Consider the following 21729-nt stretch of genomic DNA (forward strand, 5'->3'; position numbering starts at 1 on the left):
CACGGGGTATAAATCATAATTGGCACTGGCTTATCAAGCACCCTGTTGAGTTCTCAAAGAACAACCACACACCATCCGAAACCCCCACACAATGGGAGCCCATCCGGGGCAACTGCTTAAAACTTACCCGATCATTTCTCCGCAGAACAAATCGTTGCCAAGTTCTCCTGCGTTGAGGACCGATCCACGATGACGCACGCCTAAGATCGGCGGTCGTTTCTGTCGTGGTAAGCCGCAGACCGGCTGATCGCCGCTTCGCGGCCACCCGCCCGGCTCCTGCCGGCTTCAGTACTCTAGCCGGTCAGCTTCGCGATTGCAACCCCGTCTTACCGGAGACTTTCGCACCGCCCGGATCCAGCCTCGCTCGGCGTCTCCGCCACGAACCTGGTGCTCGCTCTCGGCCGGTTTGTCCGGCCTCCCGCTTGCAGAGAGAAAGTTACGCGTACGGGCCACCGGAAGGCAAATCAACGGCTGTCGCTACATCGCGAGCGGCCCGTGTTCCCTGGTCCGTCGGGCCGGCTCGCCCGCACCAGGGCCCCGGCGTGCCAGAGTGTCTGGCATGGACGCCGCTTCCCCCTCCCCGGGGACCACGCTCGCCGAGGAAGCACTGCTCGGGCTGTTGCTGCCGTTCTGGCAGCTGGTCATCGGCGCCGTCGTGCTGGTGGTAATCCTGGTCTCGGTCGGCCGGTTGGCCCGCCGCGGGCGGTCCCGGATGACCACCGCGTTGTTGGTCACCGCAGCCGCCATCGCCGGGCTGACCGTGATCGGGGTCCTCCTGCAGGGCTGACGACCGACAGCCGCCGGCTCCGCCCGACTCTGCTGGTCAGAGCCGGCGGTTCGCCAGGCTCGGCAGCTCGGCGCGGATGGTCCGGAGGCGGTCCAGGTCAAGGTCGACGACGGTCAGACCGGGGCCGTCCGGCACCTGGCCGAGGACCGTCCCCCACGGGTCGACGACCATGCTGCGGCCGAAGCAGGTACGCCCCGGCTCGTGGTCACCAGTCTGACCGGCCCCCGCGACGTAGCACTGGTTCTCGATGGCCCGGGCACGCAGCAGGACCTCCCAGTGATCCCGCCCGGTGTGCGACATGAACGCCGCCGGCACCACCAACAGCTGCGCTCCCCCGTCGACGGTCAGGTGCCGGTAGAGCTCGGGGAACCGAAGGTCGTAGCAGATCGACAGGCCGACCCGGACGCCCTCGACGTCGACCACGACCGGCTTCTCCCCGGGGGTGACCGTCGCCGATTCCAGGTAGGAGACCCGCCCCGGGATCTCCACGTCGTACAGGTGGATCTTGCGGTAGCTGGCGACCAGCGTGCCGGCTCGGTCGAAGACCAGCGAGGTGTTCCAGGTGTACTCCGGGTCCGGGCCCACCTCGTGGAACGAACCCGCCACCAGCCAGATGCCGAGCCTGCGGGCGACGCCGGCGAAGAACCGGCCCACCGTGCCGTCCATCGGTTCCGGCGCCGGCATGCCGGCGGGGAGGCCCAGGTAGTCGACGTACTCCGGGAGGACGGCCAGGTCCGCGCCGGCGGCGGCCGCCCGGACCAGCAGGGCCTCCGCGGCCGCCAGATTGGCGGCCCGGTCATCGCGGGCGTTGAGCTGGCAGACGGCGACACGCATGAGCCTCAGCGTACGGCCGGAAGGGCCGCTACGACAGCCTCGGACCGTCTCCGACGGCCGTGCTTCTCCCCACCGGGGGGCAAGGGGTCAGGCGGATTTCTCCTCGCGGTCCCGGCGGGCCCGGCGGCCGGTGAACTCGCGCGGGACGATCGTCGGGTTGACGTTCTCCAACACGACCTCGCGGGTGATCAGCACCCGGGCGGCGTCGGGGTTGCTCGGCACCTCGAACATCGCGGAGAGCAACACCTCTTCGATGATGGCGCGCAGGCCACGGGCACCGGTGCCGCGCAGCATCGCCTGGTCGGCAATCGCCTCCAAGGCCGGCTCGTCGAACTCCAGCTCGACGCCGTCCAGCTCGAAGAGGCGCTGATACTGCTTGACCAGGGCGTTGCGCGGCTCGGTAAGGATCCGCACCAGTGCCTCCTGGTCGAGGCTGCGCACGTTCGTGATCACCGGAAGCCGGCCGACGAACTCGGGGATCAGCCCGAACTTCAGCATGTCCTCCGGCATCACCTGGCTGAAGATGTCGTCGGTCGACCGATCGGAGACCGACCGGAGCCGGGCGCCGAAGCCGGTGCCGCCGTGGCCGGTGCGGGCCTCGATGATCTGGTCGAGGCCGGCGAAGGCACCGCCGCAGATGAACAACACGTTGGTGGTGTCGATCTGGATGAACTCCTGGTGCGGGTGCTTCCGGCCGCCCTGCGGCGGCACGTTCGCCACCGTGCCCTCCAGCATCTTCAGCAGGGCCTGCTGGACCCCCTCGCCGGAGACGTCCCGGGTGATCGACGGATTCTCCGACTTGCGGGCGATCTTGTCGACCTCGTCGATGTAGATGATGCCGGTCTCGGCGCGCTTGATGTCGTAGTCGGCGGCCTGGATCAGCTTGAGGAGGATGTTCTCCACGTCCTCACCGACGTAGCCCGCCTCGGTGAGCGCGGTGGCGTCGGCGATCGCGAAGGGGACGTTCAGCATCCGCGCGAGAGTCTGTGCCAGGTGCGTCTTGCCGCAGCCGGTCGGCCCGAGCAGCATGATGTTCGACTTGGCCAACTCGACGGCGTCGCTACCAGAACCCGGCGCGCCGGCCGCGTCTGCCTGGATCCGCTTGTAGTGGTTGTAGACCGCGACCGCGAGCGCCCTCTTCGCCTGGTCCTGGCCGACCACGTAGTTGTCGAGGAACTGGCAGATCTCCATCGGCTTGGGAAGCTCTTCCCACTTCACCTCGCCGGACTCGGCCAGCTCTTCCTCGATGATCTCGTTACAGAGATCGATGCACTCGTCGCAGATGTAGACCCCTGGGCCCGCGATGAGCTTCTTGACCTGCTTCTGCGACTTGCCGCAGAAGGAGCATTTGAGTAGGTCGCCGCCGTCACCGATCCGTGCCACCTACGTTCTCCCTGCGCTCATCGGCCGGTGTACCGGCCATGACCTGCGGACGCTGCGCTCCGTCCGTCTCCGCTCGCCTGCCGGACCGAACCGACAACGGTGCGGAACCGACGTTACCCGCTGGCGGGGGTTTCTCCGACCCCCAAATCGGGCGTGTCAGAGGCCGGCCGAGAGCAGGCCCGGCCGACCTCCGACCCGTTGCTCGCCTCAGCTGGCCGCGTTGGCGGCGAGCAGGCCCTTCTTGCGGCTGCTGAGGATGGTGTCCACGACCCCGTACTCGCGGGACTCCTCGGCTGTCATGATCTTGTCGCGGTCGATGTCCTTGCGGACCTTCTCGACCGGCCGGTTGCAGTGCCGGGAGAGCATCTCCTCCAGCTGGGTCCGCATCCGCAGGATCTCCCGGGCCTGGATCTCGATGTCCGAGCCCTGCCCGTAGCCGCCCTCGGTGGCCGGCTGGTGGATGATGATCCGCGAGTTCGGCAGCGCCATCCGCTTGCCTGCGGTGCCGGCGGCCAGCAGCACGGCGGCCGCGCTCGCGGCCTGGCCGAGGCAGACCGTCTGGATGTCCGGCCGCACGTACTGCATGGTGTCGTAGATCGCCGTCATGGCCGTGAACGAGCCGCCGGGCGAGTTGATGTACATGATGATGTCGCGGTCCGGGTCGGTGCCCTCGAGCGTCAGCAGCTGGGCCATCACGTCGTTGGCGGACGCGTCGTCCACCTGGACGCCGAGGAAGATGATCCGGTCCTCGAAGAGCTTGTTGTACGGGTTGGACTCCTTCACCCCGTACGACGTGCGCTCGACGAACGACGGCAGGACGTAGCGGTTGTGCACGGCCGCGAACTGGGGCGGCAGGCTCAGGTCGGTCATCGTCAGCTCCTCGCTCAGCTCAGGGTCCCGGCGCCTTCCGGAACCTGGGTGGCTCCGGTGATCACCTTGTCGATGAAGCCGTAGTCCATGGCCTCCTGGGCGGTGAACCAGCGGTCGCGGTCCGAGTCGGCCTCGATCTGCGCCTGGGTCTGGCCGGTGTGGTGCGCGACCCGCTCCTGGAACATCCGCTTCGTGTACAGCATCTGCTCCGCCTGGATGGCGATGTCGGAGGCGGTGCCGCCCATGCCGCCGGACGGCTGGTGCATCATGATCCGCGCGTGGGGCAGGGCGTACCGCTTGCCCTTGGTGCCCGCGCAGAGCAGCAGCTGACCCATCGAGGCGGCCATGCCCATCGCCACGGTCGACACGTCGTTGTCGATGTACTGCATGGTGTCGTAGATCGCCATACCGGAGTAGACCGAGCCACCCGGCGAGTTGATCCAGAGGAAGATGTCGCGGTCCGGGTCCTCCGCGGCGAGCAGCAGCAGCTGCGCGCAGATGCGGTTGGCTACCTGGTCGTTCACCTCGCTGCCCAGGAAGATGATGCGCTCCTTGAGCAACCGGTTGTAGACCGAGTCGTCGAGGTTGCCAATGTTGTCGCCACCGCGGGCCTCGATCGCCCGGAGCGGCTTCGTTGGGATGTGCATGTCGGTCATGGCAGCCCTTCGCTCTCCGTACCGTCTGCACCGACACTAACCGCTCGTCCGGGCGGCACACTCCCGGTCGGGGCGCTTTTCGCTCTCAGCGCAGCCCCTCGCAGACGTACCCGGAAAAGGATTTCGGCCGCCGTCCACCGGGACCGGTGGACGGCGGCCTCACCCGACGATCAGTGCTGGTGGTCGTGGTCGTGGTCGTCCGTCTCGCCGCTCTCGGCACGGATCGCGTCGAGGCTCACCTCGTTGCCCGCCGAGTCCTTGATCTTGATCCGCTCCATCACCGAGGCCAGCGCCTTGCCCCGCCGCACGTCGCCGAAGACGGCATTCGCCGCGCCGGAACGGACGAGCTGGTCGTAGTACTGCTGCGGGGCCATCCCGGCACGCTGGGCGCGGTGGACGATCTCGTGGCCGAACTCGTCGTCGGAGACCTGAACCTCCTCGGCGTCGGCCAGCGTGTCCAGCAGCAGCTGGATCTTGACCCCGTCGGTGGCCGCCTCGTTGAGCTCGGCGTCGATCTGCTCCTCGGTCTTCTCCTCGGCGGCGAGGTATTCCTCGAGGGAGGCGCCGATCCGCTCGAGCTGGTCGACCATGGCCTGCTTACGGCTCTCGACCTCCTCGCGGACCACGCCCTCCGGCGCCGGCACCTCGGCGGCCTCGACGAGCTGCTCAAGGGCCTTGTCCCGGGCGGCGTAGACCTGCTCGACGCGCTTGCCCCGGGTGACCTTCTCGCGCAGGTCGTCGCGCAGCTCCTCGATGGTGTCGAACTCGCTCGCCAGCTGGGCGAAGTCGTCGTCGAGCGCCGGCAGCTCCTTCTCCTTGACCGTGCGCACGGTCACCGCCACATCGGCGTCCCGGCCGGCGAAGTCGCCGCCGACGAGCTGGGTGGTGAAGGTGACGCTCTCGCCGGCGGCGAGGCCGACAACGGCCTCGTCCAGCCCCGGCAGAAGCTGCTTGCTGCCCACCTCGTGGGAGATGTTGGTCGCCTGCCCGCCGGGGACGTCCTCGCCGTCGACCGTGGCGTTCAGGTCGATCTGCACGTAGTCGCCCTCGGCGGCGGCCCGCTCGACGGTCTTCAGGGTGGCGAACCGCTCACGCAGGTTCTTCACCTGCTCATCGACCTCACTGTCGTCGATCTGGAGCTCGTCGACGGTGACCTCGATCGTGCTCAGGTCGGGCAGGGTGAGCTCGGGGCGGACGTCGACCTCGGCGGTGAAGTTCAGCGAGTCACCGTCGTTGAACTCGGTGATCTCGACCTCGGGGCGGCCGAGGGTCTTCAGGTCGTGCTCGCGGACCGCAGCGAGAATGGTCTGCGGGATGGCCTCCTGCACCGCCTCGTTGAGGACGGTGCCTCGGCCCACCCGCTGGTCGATCACGGCGGACGGCACCTTGCCCCGCCGGAAGCCGGGAACCTGCACCTGCTGGCCAATCTCCCGGTACGCCTTCTTGAGGCTCGGCTCGAGCTCGACGAACGGCACCTCGATGGCGAGCCGCACGCGCGTCGGGCTCAGAGTCTCGACGGTGCTCTTCACAGGCGTACTCCTTGACGGATCTCAGTTGAGTCTGGGCGGGATTCAGCCCATCGAGTGTAGGCGAGCCGGCGCGGCCCTCCGGCAGCGCCCGGGAGACCGCGCGGAATTCGGGCGGCACCCGGGGTGACCCGGTCGCGTACGACAGTCGGGGTGGCGGGATTTGAACCCACGGCCCCTCGCTCCCAAAGCGAGTGCGCTACCAAGCTGCGCCACACCCCGTGGCGACGAGAAGTGTATGCCGTCGGCACACACCGGGAGTGCCGGGGCGTCCAACGACACCCCGGGACCACCTCGACGGGCTCCCGCAACCCACGTCACAGCTCCGGCCCAGCCGCGTAGAACCGGGCGGGACGGAACCCCGAGCCGCTCGCGGCAGCGGCGCGGCCCGGGTAGGGCCACATTCAGGGAATTAGTGGCCCCCAGGCGCCTGGGGGCCACTAATTCCCTGCTTTTGTGGGGATCTCGGGTCGGGAACTGGGTTGGGCGGACGGGTACGGCGGATGGTGCCGACGGGGCGGGGACAGGGATGCGCGGCGGGGCGGGGCACCGGGTAGGCTGTCGGGGCGTACCGCGCACAGCGGGACGGACGCGGGCGTAGCTCAATGGCAGAGCTTCAGTCTTCCAAACTGACGGTGCGAGTTCGATTCTCGTCGCCCGCTCCAGCATTACCGGCCCAGGTCAGCGGCGTTGTCGCCGCACCTGGGCCGCTCTCGTCCCAACCTTTTTTTGATCTTGCGTGCCATTTGGCGTCCAGTACCGCCGACCGTGCTGTCGCAGGCGGCTTCGCGGGCCGGCCTCGAACGTCGCGGTCGTCGCACCACCCTCGTCCAGTTGGCGTACGTCGAGTGGGGCCGACACCGCCGATTCGAAGTTGATCAAAGTGCAGACATCGGCTAGCGTGCGCGCCCGTGAATTCCTTTCGCGTAACCTCCACTGTGTTGCTCTGTGCCTCCCTGATGGCTCTCGCCGCCTGCAGCGGTGAGGACACCACGACCACGTCCGGGTCCGCGCCGTCGGCTTCGACGGCTGCTTCTTCGGCCGCCCCCTCCGCCTCCTCGGCACCGTCTTCGGCCGCGGCGGACGGCACGAGCGACAAGAAGCTCTGCGAGTCCGCGAAGAAGGCCGGGGACCAGATGAAGGGTGAGCTCGTCTCCGCCCTGCAGTCCGAGGGCGGCGATGTGAAGCCGTCCACGTACAAGAAGATCCTGACCGATCTGAACGAGAAGATGGCCGCCGTTGCCGCCGAGGGAGGCGACAGCAAGGTGGCAGCCGCCCTGAAGCAGTTCGGTGCGGAGGCCCTCAAGGCCGCAGCGGCTGCCGACCCGGGAACCGCCGCCGCCGACCCCGGCTTCGAGAAGGCCGGCGAGGACCTCACCGCCGCCTGCAAGGCGGCCGGCGTCACCGTCAAATTCTGACCTCGCCGCCCTCAGTGGCCGATTTGCCACCATTGCGACTGTCACCGCGGGCCACCTTCCTGGCCCGCGATGACAGTCACGTGAGGCACCCCCGTACCCGACGGACCGCGACCCCTGCCGCCCGCGCTGCTGCCGCCAACCGGACCCGGGCCGACAGCCCGAGGGCGGGGCCACCGACCGGGGACTGTCCCGCAGGGTGACCCGCCTGCGTACGATGCCAGCCGGACATCCCCTCGTCCCGGCGGAGGTAGCGGCAGATGGCAGGCCAGCACGAGGGGTTCGCTCTCGGCGTCGACCTCGGTACGTCGAACACCGTGGCCGTGCTCCGTTGGCCGGACGGACGGACCCGGCCGCTGCTGGTCGACGGGCAGCCGGTCATCCCCTCCGGCGTGTACGCCGACGCTGACGGGCGCCTGCACGTCGGCCGGGACGCCCAGCGGTTGGCGCGGGCCGACCCGGGCCGGTACGAGCCGAACCCGAAGCGCCGGATCGACTCCCCCGGCGTACCGCTCGGCGACCGCGAGTACGCCCCCGCCGACCTGCTGGCCGCGATTCTGCACGCGGTGGGCCAGACTGCGGTCGCCACGGTCGGCTTCCTTCCCCCGGCGGTGCTGACCTGCCCGGCGTCCTGGGACAACGCCCGGCGTCAGGTCCTCGCCGACGCGCTGCTGCGGGCGGGCTGGCCGCAGGCGGCCGAGCACACCCTCTCCGGTCCCACCCCGCTCGGCACCCGGCTACTGCGCGAGCCGGTCGCCGCCGCCCGTTACTACGCCCAGGTGCTGCGTCGACCGGTGCCGGTCGGTGGTTCCATCGCCGTGTTCGACCTGGGCGGGGGCACCCTGGACGTGGCGGTGCTGCGCAACGAGGGCGCCGACCCGTGGGGTGACTCCGGTTTCGCCGTGACCGCCACCGGAGGCGTGCCCGACCTCGGCGGGCTCGACCTGGACGCCGCCCTGGTTGACCGGCTCGGCGAGCAGGTCTCCACGGCCCACCCGGCCGAGTGGGCGCGGCTGACCCACCCGGGCGACGCCGAGCAGTGGCGGGACCGGCACCGGCTCTTGGAGAGCGTCCGCGAGGCCCGGGAGATGCTGTCCCGAGCCTCCGTCGCGCCGGTGGTCGTACCCGGGTTGCGGACGGTCGCCCAGCTCGACCGGGGCGACCTTGAGCGGGTGGCCACCCCGCTGCTGGCCCGGGCCGTGGCCGAGACCGGACGGGTGGTCGCAGCCGCCGGCCTCACCCCCGACCGGCTCGCCGGGCTGTTCCTGGTCGGCGGCCCGACCCGGATGCCGCTGGTGGCCCGGATGCTGCACGCCGAGCTGGGAGTCGCGCCGACCGTGCTGGAGCAGCCGGAGCTGCCGGTGGCCGAGGGGGCACTGACGGACCTGCCGGCGCCCCGGCCCCCACGACAGGGTCCGGCCGCGTCGCCGAGGTTCGCGCCGGCGGGCAGCCTGACGGGCGTGGCAGCGGGCAACGCGGCAGGCAGCCCGGTGGCCGCGCCGGCGGGCAGCCCGACGGGCGTCACGGCCGGCGCACCGGTGGACGTACCGCCGACCGTGCCGGCGTCGGCGGGGGCCGGCGGTCTGCCGCCCACCTGGGCCGACGGCAGACCGGGGATGCCGCCGACGCTGCCCGCCGGGCCGCCCGCCCCGGCGGCCACCGCGTGGGGCGGGCCAGACCTTTCGGGTACGCCGGCGACGCCGGCCGCGCCTCGACGGCGGCGAGCCCTGTGGATCTCGATCGCGGCGGCGCTCGCCCTGGCCGGGGTGGGCGTCGGCGCCGCGCTGTGGTTCACCCGGGACCGCTACCCGGGCCTGGAGTTCGACACCCTGGCCGAGGTGAAGCGCGTCGAGGCCGGCGCGGACCGGCCGGCCGACACCTTCACCGCCCTGCTCGGCGACACCGGCTACGTGGCGTACCCGCTGCCCGACGGCCGGCTGGAGATCGCGGCGATCGACGCGGAGACCGGCAAGCAGCGGTGGCGGGAGCTGACGACGCATTCGGCGCAGCGGTGGGACCGGATCGTCGCCGTCCCCGGCGCGGTGGTGGCCTACCCGGATGCGATCGGCGTGAACGCCTCCCGCGAGCTGGTGGTTCGCGACGCCGGCTCCGGCCAGCAGCGGTGGAGCCGGGCCATCAGCGACGACGATCGGATGATCTTCGGCCGCGACGTGGCGGTGCTCGTCGACGACGCGGGCAAGCGCCTGGTCGGGCTACGGATGAGCGACGGTAAGCCGGTCTGGGAAGAGCCCAACCCGCGCGGCTCCTCGAGCAACGACCGCAGCACGGTGCTGCGCGTGGAGACCACCGAGGGCGCGGGCGGGCCGGCGTACGCCGACGGGACGCCCCGCGACCCGTGGCAGGGCCCGGCCGACCGGCTCGTGCAGATCGGCGCCGACCGATCGGCCCGGCTGCTCGACGTGGAGAAGGGCACGGTGCTGCGGACCTGGACGGGGGTGGCCGACCGGGACGACCTCGTGGCGGCGCGGGACGACCGGCTGTACGTGGTCGACGACGCCGGCGGCCGGTACCGGTTGCTCGCCTACGACCTGACCCGGGTGGCCGAGCCGACCGTGCTGCACAGCGCCCCGGACGACGCAAGGCGGGCCGAGGCGCTGGTGGCCTGCGGCGAGCACCGGGCGTGCCTGCTGGAGACCCTCTCCGGCGACGCGGAGAAGACCGAGGTGGTGGCGGTCGCCGAGGGCGCGAAGCCGGGGCGGTGGGCGGCGCCGGGGGCGAAGGAACTGGTGGCCGTGGGCGAGCACCTGGTCGTCCGCCGGGACTACCCCGAGGCGACGTCGACGCTGTTCGGGCCGGAGGGCAAAGCGGTGCTGCGCGACCGGGACGGGGTGGCCGTCCGGCTGGACGCGGGCAACATGCTGGTCTTCGCCGACCCGTTGAGCAGCAGCGAGGCCAACCGCAGCGTCGCCGGCATGGCGGTCGGCGCGAGCCGGCCGGAGGAACTGGGCGCGGTCAAGGACGTGCGGACCCAGTCCTGCTCGTGGAACACCAGCGTGCTCCTCTGCGGCGCGGCGAAGGACTTCGTGCTGTACCGCTTCGCCCCGCAGCCGTGACCCCGCCGTCGTACGGGGTCGGCGGGGTCAGTCGGTGGTGGAGGACAGCTTTCGGAAGACGGTGAGCGTCGCCGGGTCCTCGATGGTGGCCGGGACCGGCTCGTCGCGCCCCTCCACCAGGCCGCGCATCGTCCGGCGCAGGATCTTGCCGGAGCGGGTCTTCGGCAGGGCCGACACGACGGTGACCCGGCGGAACGCGGCGACCGGGCCGATCCGCTCCCGCACCCGGGCGACCAACTCGGCGGCGAGGGCGCCTGGGTCCACCTCGACACCGGCTTTGAGCACCACGTACCCGCTGGGCACCTGGCCCTTGAGCGCGTCCGCAACGCCGATGACGGCGCACTCGGCCACCGCCGGGTGGCCGGCCAACACCTCCTCCATCGCCCCGGTGGAGAGCCGGTGCCCGGCTACGTTGATCACATCGTCGGTGCGGCCCATCACGTACAGGTAGCCGTCGTCGTCGAACCGGCCGCCGTCGCCGGTCAGGTAGTAGCCGGGGAAGGCGCTCAGGTACGACCGGACGTAACGTTCGTCGTCGCCCCAGAGGGTGGGTAGGCAGCCCGGGGGCAGCGGCAGCCGGATCACGATCGACCCGTCCGTGCCGGGCGGCACCTCGGCGCCCCGCGCGTCGAGAACCCGCACGTCGTACCCGGGGACGGGCAACGACGGCGAGCCGGCCTTGATCGGTAACGGCTCCAACCCGCGCGGGTTCGCCGCCACCGGCCAGCCCGTCTCGGTCTGCCACCAGTTGTCCACCACCGGCACGCCCAGCCGCGCGCCGGCCCAGGCGAAGGTGTCCGGGTCGAGGCGTTCACCGGCCAGGAAGAGCGTCCGCAGGCTGGACAGGTCGTACCGGCCGATCCGGGTGCCGTCCGGGTCCTGCCGGCGGATCGCCCGGATCGCGGTGGGGGCGGTGAACAGGGCGGCGACCCGGTGCTGCGACACGACCCGCCAGAACGCGCCCGCGTCCGGGGTGCCGACCGGTTTGCCCTCGTACAGCACCGTCGTCGCGCCGACGAGCAGCGGGCCGTACACGATGTAGGAGTGGCCGACCACCCAGCCGACGTCGGAGGCGGCCCAGAAGACGTCGCCGGGGCCGATGCCGAAGACGTTCCCCATCGACCAGTGCAGCGCCACCGCGTGGCCACCGTTGTCCCGGACCACGCCCTTGGGCCGGCCGGTCGTGCCGGAGGTGTAGAGGACGTAGAGCGGGTCGGTGGCGGCGACGGGAATGCAGCCGGCCGGCTCGGCGCCGTCGAGGGCTTCTTCCCAGGTCAGGTCGCGGCCCGGGGTGAGCGGGGCGGGATGCTGGGGTCTTTGCACGATGACGCAGCGATCCGGGGCGTGGTCGGCCTCCGCCAGCGCCGCGTCGATGATTGGGTGGTAGGGCACGATGCGGTCCACCTCGATCCCGCACGAGGTGGCCACCACCACCTTCGGCCGGGCGTCGTCGATGCGTACCGCCAGCTCGTGGGCGGCGAAGCCGCCGAACACCACGGAGTGCACCGCGCCGATCCGTGCGCAGGCCAGCATGGCAACCACCGCCTCCGGGACCATCGCCAGGTAGAGCAGCACCCGGTCGCCCCGGCCGACCCCGAGCCGGCGCAGCGCGCCGGCGAACCGGGCGGTCTCGTCGCGCAGCTCGGTGTAGGTGTATGTGCGGACCGTGTCGGTGACCGGGCTGTCGTAGATCAGCGCCGGCTGGTCACCCCGCCCCGAGGCCACGTGCCGGTCCAGGGCGTTGTGGCAGGTGTTCAGCTCCCCGTCGGGGAACCAGCGGCACAGCGGGGCCCGACTGTCGTCGAGGATTCCCTCCGGCCGCCGGTGCCAGGCGATGTCCGCCGCCGCGTCCCGCCAGAAGCCGGTCGGGTCGGCGATGCTCCGCTCGTACGCTGCTCGATACGCGCCCATCCCGCCATGCTGGGCGTGCCGGGCGGGCGGCACGACAGCCGAACGGGTCCGGTGCGCCGGACGTACCCGCCTGGTCGCCGAACGGCCGGACCGGACGGGCTGCTCTCCGCCGACCCGCCCGGGCGGCCGGGGTCAGTTGCCGGTGACCCAGTTCCAGGCGGAGACCACCCACTCGGTCTGCTGGAGGTAGGCGACCCCCAGGCCCACCAGGAAAACCGCGGTCACCACGTGTGCGCCCCGCGCGCTGCGCCGGATCCGCCCCATCTGCCGCTCCAGGATCACCCGGCCGAGCAGTCGGGATAGCGCGAACAACCCGACCGCGACCAGCAGACTCAGCACGAAGGTGAGCACCGGAGCCCCCAGGTTGCCCCGCCCGGAGATGGCCCAGATGCCCCAACAGACGAAGGCGAAGAGCGCTCCTGCGGCGCTCCACTCGCCGCCCATCCGCAGCTGGGACAGGTGCCAGCTCAGCGGGCGGCGGGGAGCCGACACGTCGCCGGACCAGACCCTGTCGTGCCCGCCCTGGTCGACGGCGGGGAACTGCTCGGTACGCGGAGTCCGCGGCTGCCCCACCGAGGCCACACCCCGGCGGAAGGCGTCGCGCTGCGGCGGCACCCCGACACCCGGTTGCGGCGCCACCTCGACGGTCCGCTCCGCCCACGGCTGTGTCTGGTCTGCCATCTCATGTCCTCCCCTGACGTCGGCGCCGGCACCAACCGGCCCCGACTTCGAGAGTAACCAGCCGGCAAATCGGTCGCCCGCCCCCGGTGGTGTCGGTTAGACACGGATGATGACGAACACTGCCCTGCCGGTCCGCGTCGGCCACGGCGACGACTCCGACGAGTTGGTCCGGCTTATCGAGATCGCGTTCCACACCACCCTCGGCGAGGAACTTCGCGAGGCCGAACGGGGCACCTGGGAGCCCGAGCGAAGCCTGCTGATCCACGACGGCCCGGACCTCGTCGCGCATGTCTCGGCGTTCACCCGGGAGTTGACCGTGCCGGGGGCGACGGTGCCGGCCGCTCACGTGAGCGGGGTCGCGGTGCTGCCGACCCACCGCCGCCGAGGGCTGCTCACCCGGCTGATGCGCCGGCAGTTGCGTGAGCTCCGCGACGCCGGCCGAGAGCCGGTCGCCGTGCTCTGGGCCAGCGAGGGCAGGATCTACCCCCGGTTCGGCTACGGCCTGGCCGCCCGGGAGCTGACCATCGAGTGCGCCACCACCGAGCTGCGGCTGCCGGCCGTGGGCGCCGCCGAGGGCAGGCTGCGCCTCGATCGGCCGGCGTCGCGGCAACCCGAGCTGGCCCGGTTGTACGACCGGGTACGCGCTGACCGTCCCGGCTGGTCGGACCGGGACGACCGGTGGTGGCGGTACGTGCTGGGCGACCCGACCGCCGAGCGCGGGGGCGCGACCGAGCGCCACGTGGCCCTGCACGAGGGCCCGGACGGCGGGATCGACGGGTACGCCCTGTGGCGCTCGCGTCGGGGCTCCGACCAGGCCGGGCCGTACGGCGTGACGATCGTCGAGGAGATGGTGGCCGCGACGCCGGTGGCTCGCCTGGCGTTATGGCGACTGCTGGTCTCGCTCGACCTGGTCCGCCGGCTCAGCTACCGAGGGCCGGTGGACGAGCCCCTGCTGTTCCTGGTCGACGAGCCGCGCCGGCTGGAGGCCCGGCTCGCCGACGCGCTCTGGGTGCGGGTGGTGGACGTGCCGGCCGCACTGGCCGCCCGTCGGTACGCCGCAGCCGTGGACCTGGTGGTCGAGGTCACCGACGACCTGCTGCCGGAGAACGCGGGGCGCTGGCGGCTCACCGGCGGGCCGGACGGTGCCCGGTGCGTGCCCACCGACCGGCCGGCCGACCTGGCCTGCGACGTGCGGGCGCTCGGCGAGCTGTACCTGGGCGGGACAGGGCTGACGGCGCTGGCCGACGCCGGGCGGGTCGACGAGCGGCGCCCCGGCGCGCTGGCCGCCGCAGGCCCGGCGTTCACCTGGCACCGGGCCCCGTCGGGAATGGGCGAATTCTGACCGGCCTCGGGGCGGGGCAGCTCCCTAAGGGCCCGCACTGCCCCCCGGTGCTCGCTGATCAGGTCCTCTTCAACCCGCCGCAGGCTGGGGCGACGCCCGGAACGGGCACGGAGGCGAGGCGGGCGGTACGGTCGGCTGATGGGTGACGCGGAGCGACGGCGACGGCAGCTGAGGCACCACTCCGAGGGCGAGGGTCCCACGGCCGCCACGGCCGGGGGGCACGCCTCGGCGGCGCCGCCACGCCGCCGTGGCGGCGGCGCCGAGGATCGGGACGGTGAGCGAGGCCTGCGCAACCTGGTCGGTCCCGGATCTTCGCAGGTGGGGCCCCTGGCCGCGATGCGGGCCCGGGACGCCGCCCGACCGACCGACGAGGATCTGGCCGAGGCGGAGGCCCGGGTGGCCATCGTCCGGCGCAACTGGGTGCCCCGCGAGGACCTGCCCCGCTCCGGCCGCTGACCCTGCCGACCGCCCCAGGAGCGCCTACCCGACCGGGGCAGGACGAAAGCCGGGGCGGCCGGGGCCGCCCCGGAGTGGCGGGGTCAGGGCAGCTCGGGCAGTTCCCGGCTCTGCTCGTAGGCGGCGACCTGGTCGATCCGGCGGGAGTGCCGGGGGTTGCCGGAGAACGACGTGGTGAGGAACGCCTCGACGATGGCGGTCGCCTCGTCCAGGGTGTGCTGACGAGCACCGACGGCCACAATGTTGGCGTCGTTGTGCTCACGGCCCAACTGGGCGGTGTCGATGTTCCAGGCCAACGCCGCCCGGACGCCGGCGACCTTGTTGGCGGCGATCTGCTCGCCGTTGCCCGAGCCGCCGATGACGACGCCGAGGCTGCCCGGGTCGGCGACCACCCGGGCACCGGTGTGCAGGCAGAACGCCGGGTAGTCGTCGTCCGGGTCGAAGGCGTGCGGGCCGACGTCGACCACCTCGTACCCCTGCTTGGCCAAATGACCGAAAAGGTGCACCTTCAGCTCGAAACCGGCGTGGTCGGATCCCAGATAGACGCGCATACCGCGCAGTCTGTCAGGCCGTCCTCCGCGCCGCCGCAGGGGCGGCGGCGCGGAGCTGGTTTCGTCACATAAGGGCTGGTCAACGGGGTGGCCGCCCGGGGTCAGCCGGGGTGCCGGATGTCTCAGCGGGACAGTTCGGCCACCACCAGGCCGCCGCGGGCCTTCGGGGTGAACCAGGTGCTCTTGCGCGGCATCTTCTCCCGCGCCAGGTTGACCGCGACGAAGTCATCGACGGTCACCGGGGCGATCAACACGGCCGCCGCGGCCCGGCCCGCGTCGACCTCGCCGGTCAACCAGCTTGCCGGGTAGTCCCCGCCGACGTAGGTGATCCGCTTGTCACCGGCGTCGAGCCCCAGCGCGTCGCGCAGCAGCACCCGCTCGACCAGCGCATGGTCGAGGTTCTCCAGCCGGCCGCCGTCGACGTGCGGCAGGCGCACCGCGTACCCCCGGTCGGCGAGCCGGAGCGCGACGGTGCCGCCGCCCGTCGGAACCTCGAGGGGGCCGTCGATCTCGGTGACCTCGGCGCCCACGGCGCGGAGCCGGTCGACCAACTCCTGTGTGCTGACGGTCAGCTCGCTGACCAACCGGTTGTACGGCTGGATCGCGACCGAGGCGGGGGTGGTCACCACGGCCAGGAAGCGCGGCAGGCCGCCGGTCTGGGCGGCCAGGCTCCGGTGGTTGCCGTCGGCGACCACCAACTCCCCGCCGCCGGCCAGGGCGGTCAGCTCGTCCTGCTCCGGACCGGGGCCGAGCAGCCAGACGGCGTGCGTGCGGCCGGCCTGGTCGGTGTCCGTCGCGGCGGGTGCCCCGGCCGACTCGGTCGCCGCCGCGAGCGCGGCGTGCAGCTCGTCGCCCCGACCGGTCTGGAGCAGCAGTACGGGCGAAAGCAGATGCCCGAGCGCCTCGGCGAGGGCGACGCGCTCACGCACCTTCGAGATGAAGACGTCCTCGTTACGGATGACCAGGCCCGGCTCGTCCGCGCTGGTGGAGATCTGGTCGGTGTCGACCATGGCGAACAGGCCGTACGCCGACTCCTCCCGAGGCGCGCTGATCCGGTAGAGGACCACCACCTGCTCGGCCGGGGTGTAGCTGCCATCGGCCTTCGCCTCGGCGAGGCGGTTCACCGCGTCGGGAAGCGCGTCGAGGAACGACTTGCCCAGGCTCTCCGGCGCGCGGTGCGGCATCTCGATGCCGAGGGCACTGTGCGGATTCGCCTCGATGATCGCGGTGATCTCCGCGTCGTCGGCGAACTCGTCGTAGTTCTGCGCGCCGGTGCCGCCAGTGGTGATCCAGGCCCGGGCGATCGGGTGCACGACAGTCATGTCCGCTGACGCTACCGCCGCACGGTCACGCCTCGGAGCGGGCCCCGGGCCCCGTCCACCAGATGAAAGGCGGGAGCCGGCGCGACCGACGCGACGGACCGGCCCGACACGTCGGCGATCGGGGCCGGCCGGGAAAGGGCGGCCACCCGGGCGACGCCGACCACGATCGGCGGAGCCAACAGGTCGACCATCTCGGCCGGCAACGTCGGCCGGACCGTCGGCCAGCCGGCGTCGGCCACGGACCAATACGTCGCACCGGAATCCCCGGTCGCCGGCTCCGACGACGCGTCGTCGGACGTACGGCGGTGCTTACCCATCGGATGCCTCCACGAGCTGCCGGGCACCGCCCTGCAGGCCGCTGGCGGGACATCCGGGGGAACGAGCCCGGTGCCGGCCGGTGACGCCGCCCCGGCGCGTCGCGCTATCGCCGGGGCGGGCCTCCCCAGCGCTCACTCGAAGGTCGGGGCGACCTCACGGGAGCGCTTCAGCTCGTAGAAACCGGGCGTCGCGGCGACCAGCAGGACCCCGTCCCAGAGCCGGCCGGCGGCCTCGCCCTTCGGCCGCGGGGTGATCACCGGACCGAAGAAGGCCACCGTTCCGCCGTCCGGGCCGGGGGCGTGGATGACGGGGGTGCCCACGTCGGTGCCGACGGGCCGCATGCCGGCGAGGTGGCTGGCCCGCAGGGCCTCGTCGTACCCGGTGTTCTCCGCCGCCGCGGCCAACTCCGGGTCCAGGCCGGCATCGGTCAGCGCCGCCGCGAACAACTCCCGGCCCAGCCCCTCCTTACCGAGGTGGATCCGGGTGCCCATGGCGGTGTACAGGGCGCGGACGGCGTCTGGGCCGTGCTGCTGCTCGACCGCGATACAGACCCGCACCGGGCCCCAGCCGGCCGCCAGCATCCTCTGGTACTCCTCGGGCACGTCGCGCCCATCGTTGAGCACCGAGAGGCTCATCACATGGAACCGGACGTCCACGTCACGGACCTGCTCCACCTCCAGCAGCCAACGGGAGGTGATCCACGCCCACGGGCAGAGCGGGTCGAACCACATGTCGACGGCGACACGGTCGGTCACGGTGGGGTTCCCTTCGTACGGAGGGGCCGGGGGCCGAACCCTCATCCATTGATCTTCCACCCACAGCGGCAGCTACCGGTACCGGATAGAGAGCGTGACGTCGCACACCGCAAGGTGCCCGACCGTGGAAGACTCGTTACCAACTGACCGTCACGATCGGTCGATGGCTGGCGCCGCGACGGCGCACGGCGAGAATGAGATGGAGACGAACAGTGCCGGGAGTGCGCAACCTGACCCAGGTCGAGGCCACCGAGCGGGCTCGCCTGCTCGAGGTGACCGGGTATGACATCAGTCTGGACCTGTCGTCCGCCGTGCGGGCCGACGGCCGGACCTTCCGGTCGGTGACCGAGGTCCGGTTCCGCTGCGCCGAACCGGGCACGACCACCTTCATCGAGGTGGCCGCCGAGTCTGTGCGGTCGGCCACGTTGAACGGCGCACCGCTCGACATCTCCGCCTGGTCGGCGGAGACGGGCCTGACGCTGACCGGGCTGGCCGCGGAGAACACCCTTCTGGTCGAGGCCGAGTTCGCGTACTCGAACAGCGGGCAGGGGCTGCACCGCACAATGGACCCGGTTGACGGGGAGACCTACCTCTACAGCCAGTTCGAGACGGCGGATGCCCAGAAGGTCTACGCCTGCTTCGACCAGCCCGACCTGAAGAGCAGCTACACCTGGCACGCCACCGTCCCGGAGCACTGGCGGGTGGTGTCCAACATGCCGGTCGAGCGGGAGGAACCGGCCGGCGAGGGGCTCAAGGTCGTCCACTTCGTCACCTCGGTGCGGATGAGCACCTACATCACCGCGCTCTGTGCCGGCCCGTACCACGAGGTGCGGGACAGCCACGACGGCATCGACCTGGGGGTCTACTGCCGGGCCTCGATGGCGCAGTACCTGGACTCCGACGACCTGTTCCTCATCACCAAGCAGGGCTTCGACTTCTTCCACGAGCAGTTCGGGGTGCGCTACCCGCTGCCGAAGTACGACCAGCTCTGGGTGCCGGACTTCAACGCCGGCGCGATGGAGAACTTCGGCTGCGTCACCCACGCCGAGGGGCACTTCATCTTCCGCTCCCAGGTCACCGACTTCGAGTACGAGCAGCGGGCCAACACGATCCTGCACGAGCTGGCCCACATGTGGTTCGGTGACCTGGTCACCATGCGTTGGTGGAACGACCTGTGGCTGAACGAGTCGTTCGCCGAATGGGCCAGCCACTGGTGCAACGCCAAGGCCACCCGGTTCTCCGACGCCTGGACGACCTTCCTGTCGATCCGGAAGAACTGGGGCTACCGGCAGGACCAGCTCTCCTCCACCCACCCGGTGTACTGCGAGATGCCGGACCTGGAGGCGGTCGAGGTCAACTTCGACGGCATCACGTACGCCAAGGGCGCGAGTGTGCTCAAGCAGCTCGTCGCGTACGTCGGCGAGGAGCCGTTCCTGGCCGGGCTGCGGGCGTACTTCGACAAGCACGCCTGGGGCAACGCCACCTTCGACGACCTGCTCTCCGAGTTGGAGGCCGCCTCGGGCCGGGAACTGCGCAAGTTTGCCGCCCAGTGGCTGGAGACCGCCCAGGTCAACACCCTGCGCCCCGAGGTGACGATCGGCGACGACGGCAGCTACCAGCGGGTGGTGGCGCGGCAGGAGGCGCCGGCCGGGCACCCCACGCTGCGTACCCACCGGATCGGCGTGGGCCTCTACGACCTCACCGACGGCCGGCTGGTCCGTCGGGACCGGATCGAGGTCGACGTGACCGGCGAGCTGACCGAGCTGACCGACCTGCACGGCGTGCGGGCGGCGGACGTGCTGCTGCTCAACGACGACGATCTGACGTACACGAAGCTGCGCCTGGACGAGCGGTCGATGGCCACGGTGGTGCAGCACATCGCCGGGTTCGAGTCGTCGCTGCCCCGCGCCCTGTGCTGGGTGGCCGCCTGGGACATGGTCCGCGACGCCGAGCTGTCGGCCCGCGACTACGTGGCGTTGGTGCTGGCCGGGCTCCCCGGCGAGACGGACATCAACCTGGTCACCGCCACCCTCCGCCAGGCGACCACCACGCTCGTGCACTACGTCGACCCGGCGTGGGCGCCGACCGGCTGGGCGGAGCTGCACCGGACGGCGAAGGCCGCTCTGGCCGCCGCCGAGCCGGGTGGCGGTTTCCAGCTCGCCTGGGCTCGCGCCGTCATCTCGGCGTCCCGCTCCGACGAGAGCCTGGCGATGCTGCGCGGGTGGCTGGCCGGTACCGACGTGCCGGCCGGGCTGGCCGTCGACACCGAGCTGCGCTGGACGATCCTGCAGACTCTGGTGGCCAACGGGGCGGCGGGCACCGAGGAGATCGAGGCCGAGCTGGCCGGCGACCGCACCTCCAGCGGTGAGCGGGAGGCCGCGTACGCCCGCGCGCTGGTGCCGACGGCGGAGAACAAGGCCGCCGTCTGGGCCCGACTGACCGGGCCCGATGCGCTGCCGAACTGGCTGAACCGGGCGCTGTTGCAGGGCTTCGCCCCGGCCGTGCAGACGGAACTGGTCGCCCCGTACCGGGAGAAGTACTTCGCCGTGGTGGACCAGGTCTGGGCTCAGCGGGACAGCGAGCCGGCGCAGGAGTTCGTCGAGCTCGCGTACCCGGGCGCGCAGGTCTCCGAGGAGACCGTGGCCGCCACCGACGCGTGGCTGGCCGAGGAGGGGCGGCCCGCGCCGCTGCGCCGGTTGGTCGCCGAGGGCCGCGACGCAGTCGTCCGCGCGTTGAAGGCCCGCGCCCGGGACGCCCGGAGCGCCTGAGGCGGGTGTTATCCGGCCGGGGCCGGCGTGGGCGAACCGCCCCGCCGGCCCCGGCCGTTACGGGGCGGCGAGCAGGCAGGTGTCCAGGTCGGCCAGCGGTCTGCGCCGAACACGTCGACGCCCGGTCCGCGCTGCGGGCCGGGCGTCGTGGTGCGAGTGGTGTGGTCAGCCCTTGCCGGCGTGGCTGGCGAGCTGGTCGAGGCCGATGATGACGCCACCGGTCAGGTCGCCGCCGCCGAAGGCCGCCACCATGGAGAGCGCGGCGAGCTTGGTGTAGGTGTCCGGGATGCGCTTGCGGGCCTGCCGGCCGGTGACGATCTCCAGCTGCCGCTGGTTGGGCGACACCGCGATCAGGACCGACCGGTCGGGGTCGGCGAGCTGCCGGTGCAGCCGCTGGGCGTGCTCGCGGATCGGCAGGTCGAGGCCGCCGACGTAGACCGAGAAGACCAGCCCGGTCCCCTGGTCGGCCAGGCGGAGCGCCTCGTCGATGCGGAGCAGCTGACGGGTCGAGAACGGCCCGTCCAGGACCTCAGGCGGTGTTCCCGTCCCGGTCTGCATCTCACCAACGGTCACTTGCGCCTCCGGTTCCCCCGGCCGGCGGCTCGATGCCGGCCTTCTCAAGCTTGTGGCTGGTCAGTGCCGGTGCCTGCGCCCCGGCGGCCAGCGCGGTGCCGGCCGAGTCGGCCAGCTGCTCCGGACGGCCCAGGAACCAGACCGGAGTGAACTCGAAGGGCCGGCCCGGCCGATAGCGCTTGGCTGCGCCACCGGGCCCCCGGCCGCCGGCGAACGCCAGCGCGCTGATCACCAGCACCACGGCCGCCGGGATGCCGACGAAGATCAGCAACGTCTCGGTAACAGACAATCCCAACGCCCCCAGGCGGAAAGAGAGACCAGGAATCCCGGGTCGGGTGGACGATCATGGACATCGACCGCCCGACTCCGCTCCTGTTCACGTTAGCGGAGTCGACGGCCCGCCGAACTGCGGGGTGGCGATCCCACCCGCCGTCGGACCCCACCAATCCTGCCCTGTCCGGTCTCCGGCGGCCGGCCGACACGGCGGCCGACGGTCAGCTCAGGGTG

At 71.7% G+C, this 21729-nt stretch carries 19 protein-coding genes and 2 tRNA genes; 7 read left to right on the forward strand and 14 right to left on the reverse strand.

Annotated elements, in window-relative coordinates:
• Positions 1–559: 559 nt before the first annotated feature.
• On the forward strand, positions 560–787 hold the full coding sequence (locus SNR22_RS26000) for a hypothetical protein (RefSeq protein ID WP_320069295.1): 228 nt from the start codon (positions 560–562) through the stop codon (positions 785–787).
• Positions 788–823: 36 nt separating this feature from the next.
• Here SNR22_RS26000 and SNR22_RS26005 read toward each other — a convergent pair whose 3' ends face one another.
• The 6 genes from SNR22_RS26005 to SNR22_RS26030 form a co-directional block, all read right to left on the reverse strand.
• On the reverse strand, positions 824–1621 hold the full coding sequence (locus SNR22_RS26005; RefSeq protein WP_320069296.1) for a carbon-nitrogen hydrolase family protein: 798 nt from the start codon (positions 1619–1621) through the stop codon (positions 824–826).
• Between the two features lie 87 nt (positions 1622–1708).
• Complete coding sequence (gene clpX / locus SNR22_RS26010; RefSeq protein ID WP_320069297.1) at positions 1709–3004, reverse strand: ATP-dependent Clp protease ATP-binding subunit ClpX; 1296 nt, start codon at positions 3002–3004, stop codon at positions 1709–1711.
• A gap of 207 nt (positions 3005–3211) precedes the next feature.
• The gene (locus SNR22_RS26015; protein ID WP_320069298.1) at positions 3212–3874 is read right to left on the reverse strand and encodes an ATP-dependent Clp protease proteolytic subunit; all 663 of its coding nucleotides are present in this window, start codon (positions 3872–3874) and stop codon (positions 3212–3214) included.
• Positions 3875–3888: 14 nt separating this feature from the next.
• Positions 3889–4530, reverse strand: a complete 642-nt coding sequence (locus tag SNR22_RS26020; RefSeq protein ID WP_320069299.1) for an ATP-dependent Clp protease proteolytic subunit — start codon at positions 4528–4530, stop codon at positions 3889–3891.
• A 170-nt stretch (positions 4531–4700) separates the two neighbouring features.
• Entirely contained in the window at positions 4701–6059 is a 1359-nt protein-coding gene (gene tig / locus SNR22_RS26025; protein WP_320069300.1) for a trigger factor, read from the reverse strand.
• 145 nt (positions 6060–6204) lie between these two features.
• A tRNA-Pro gene (locus SNR22_RS26030) sits at positions 6205–6278 on the reverse strand.
• 369 nt (positions 6279–6647) lie between these two features.
• On the opposite strand from SNR22_RS26030, the gene SNR22_RS26035 reads away from it, so the two are divergent.
• From SNR22_RS26035 to SNR22_RS26045, 3 genes are all read left to right on the forward strand, one after another.
• Positions 6648–6721 (forward strand) — tRNA-Gly (locus tag SNR22_RS26035).
• A gap of 294 nt (positions 6722–7015) precedes the next feature.
• Entirely contained in the window at positions 7016–7474 is a 459-nt protein-coding gene (locus SNR22_RS26040; RefSeq protein ID WP_320069301.1) for a hypothetical protein, read from the forward strand.
• A 257-nt stretch (positions 7475–7731) separates the two neighbouring features.
• A complete protein-coding gene (locus SNR22_RS26045; RefSeq protein WP_320069302.1) occupies positions 7732–10545 on the forward strand; it encodes an Hsp70 family protein in 2814 nt (937 codons plus the stop codon).
• A 27-nt stretch (positions 10546–10572) separates the two neighbouring features.
• On the opposite strand, the gene SNR22_RS26050 is transcribed toward SNR22_RS26045, so the two are convergent.
• Both SNR22_RS26050 and SNR22_RS26055 read right to left on the reverse strand, forming a co-directional pair.
• Positions 10573–12456 carry a propionyl-CoA synthetase gene (locus tag SNR22_RS26050; RefSeq protein WP_320069303.1) on the reverse strand — a complete coding sequence of 628 codons (1884 nt, stop codon included), beginning with the start codon at positions 12454–12456 and terminating at the stop codon, positions 10573–10575.
• 132 nt (positions 12457–12588) lie between these two features.
• Positions 12589–13137: a hypothetical protein gene (locus tag SNR22_RS26055; protein WP_320069304.1), complete on the reverse strand. Its 549-nt coding sequence runs from the start codon at positions 13135–13137 to the stop codon at positions 12589–12591.
• A gap of 109 nt (positions 13138–13246) precedes the next feature.
• Here SNR22_RS26055 and SNR22_RS26060 point away from each other — a divergent pair, with 109 nt between their 5' ends.
• Complete coding sequence (locus SNR22_RS26060) at positions 13247–14479, forward strand: GNAT family N-acetyltransferase (RefSeq protein ID WP_320069305.1); 1233 nt, start codon at positions 13247–13249, stop codon at positions 14477–14479.
• Positions 14480–14617: 138 nt separating this feature from the next.
• A complete protein-coding gene (locus SNR22_RS26065) occupies positions 14618–14935 on the forward strand; it encodes a hypothetical protein (RefSeq protein WP_320069306.1) in 318 nt (105 codons plus the stop codon).
• Between the two features lie 83 nt (positions 14936–15018).
• Here the strand turns inward: SNR22_RS26065 and SNR22_RS26070 are convergent, their stop codons facing one another.
• From SNR22_RS26070 to SNR22_RS26085, 4 genes are all read right to left on the reverse strand, one after another.
• Positions 15019–15486, reverse strand: a complete 468-nt coding sequence (locus tag SNR22_RS26070; RefSeq protein WP_320069307.1) for a ribose-5-phosphate isomerase — start codon at positions 15484–15486, stop codon at positions 15019–15021.
• 122 nt (positions 15487–15608) lie between these two features.
• Positions 15609–16808: a DUF1015 family protein gene (locus tag SNR22_RS26075; RefSeq protein WP_320069308.1), complete on the reverse strand. Its 1200-nt coding sequence runs from the start codon at positions 16806–16808 to the stop codon at positions 15609–15611.
• An 11-nt stretch (positions 16809–16819) separates the two neighbouring features.
• A complete protein-coding gene (locus SNR22_RS26080; protein ID WP_320069309.1) occupies positions 16820–17125 on the reverse strand; it encodes a hypothetical protein in 306 nt (101 codons plus the stop codon).
• A gap of 132 nt (positions 17126–17257) precedes the next feature.
• Positions 17258–17857: a disulfide bond formation protein DsbA gene (locus tag SNR22_RS26085; RefSeq protein WP_413775716.1), complete on the reverse strand. Its 600-nt coding sequence runs from the start codon at positions 17855–17857 to the stop codon at positions 17258–17260.
• Between the two features lie 245 nt (positions 17858–18102).
• Here SNR22_RS26085 and pepN point away from each other — a divergent pair, with 245 nt between their 5' ends.
• The gene (gene pepN, locus SNR22_RS26090) at positions 18103–20649 is read left to right on the forward strand and encodes an aminopeptidase N (protein WP_320069311.1); all 2547 of its coding nucleotides are present in this window, start codon (positions 18103–18105) and stop codon (positions 20647–20649) included.
• 165 nt (positions 20650–20814) lie between these two features.
• On the opposite strand, the gene SNR22_RS26095 is transcribed toward pepN, so the two are convergent.
• Complete coding sequence (locus SNR22_RS26095; RefSeq protein ID WP_320069312.1) at positions 20815–21222, reverse strand: DUF5130 family protein; 408 nt, start codon at positions 21220–21222, stop codon at positions 20815–20817.
• Positions 21209–21493 carry a hypothetical protein gene (locus SNR22_RS26100; protein ID WP_320069361.1) on the reverse strand — a complete coding sequence of 95 codons (285 nt, stop codon included), beginning with the start codon at positions 21491–21493 and terminating at the stop codon, positions 21209–21211. Before SNR22_RS26100 ends, SNR22_RS26095 begins: the two co-directional genes overlap by 14 nt.
• Between the last annotated feature and the right edge of the window lie 236 nt (positions 21494–21729).

The sequence above is a fragment of the Micromonospora sp. RTGN7 genome (assembly GCF_033804645.1).
In the GTDB taxonomy this organism is placed as follows: domain Bacteria; phylum Actinomycetota; class Actinomycetes; order Mycobacteriales; family Micromonosporaceae; genus Micromonospora.

Coding starts and splice junctions, on each gene's coding strand:
- SNR22_RS26000 (WP_320069295.1), top strand. CDS start 560: ATGGACGCCGCTTCCCCCTCCCCGGGGACCACGCTCGCCGAGGAAGCA.
- SNR22_RS26005 (WP_320069296.1), bottom strand. CDS start 1,621: ATGCGTGTCGCCGTCTGCCAGCTCAACGCCCGCGATGACCGGGCCGCC.
- SNR22_RS26015 (WP_320069298.1), bottom strand. CDS start 3,874: ATGACCGACCTGAGCCTGCCGCCCCAGTTCGCGGCCGTGCACAACCGC.
- SNR22_RS26020 (WP_320069299.1), bottom strand. CDS start 4,530: ATGACCGACATGCACATCCCAACGAAGCCGCTCCGGGCGATCGAGGCC.
- SNR22_RS26040 (WP_320069301.1), top strand. CDS start 7,016: ATGGCTCTCGCCGCCTGCAGCGGTGAGGACACCACGACCACGTCCGGG.
- SNR22_RS26045 (WP_320069302.1), top strand. CDS start 7,732: ATGGCAGGCCAGCACGAGGGGTTCGCTCTCGGCGTCGACCTCGGTACG.
- SNR22_RS26050 (WP_320069303.1), bottom strand. CDS start 12,456: ATGGGCGCGTATCGAGCAGCGTACGAGCGGAGCATCGCCGACCCGACC.
- SNR22_RS26055 (WP_320069304.1), bottom strand. CDS start 13,137: ATGGCAGACCAGACACAGCCGTGGGCGGAGCGGACCGTCGAGGTGGCG.
- SNR22_RS26060 (WP_320069305.1), top strand. CDS start 13,247: ATGACGAACACTGCCCTGCCGGTCCGCGTCGGCCACGGCGACGACTCC.
- SNR22_RS26065 (WP_320069306.1), top strand. CDS start 14,618: ATGGGTGACGCGGAGCGACGGCGACGGCAGCTGAGGCACCACTCCGAG.
- SNR22_RS26070 (WP_320069307.1), bottom strand. CDS start 15,486: ATGCGCGTCTATCTGGGATCCGACCACGCCGGTTTCGAGCTGAAGGTG.
- SNR22_RS26075 (WP_320069308.1), bottom strand. CDS start 16,808: ATGACTGTCGTGCACCCGATCGCCCGGGCCTGGATCACCACTGGCGGC.
- SNR22_RS26080 (WP_320069309.1), bottom strand. CDS start 17,125: ATGGGTAAGCACCGCCGTACGTCCGACGACGCGTCGTCGGAGCCGGCG.
- SNR22_RS26085 (WP_413775716.1), bottom strand. CDS start 17,857: ATGTGGTTCGACCCGCTCTGCCCGTGGGCGTGGATCACCTCCCGTTGG.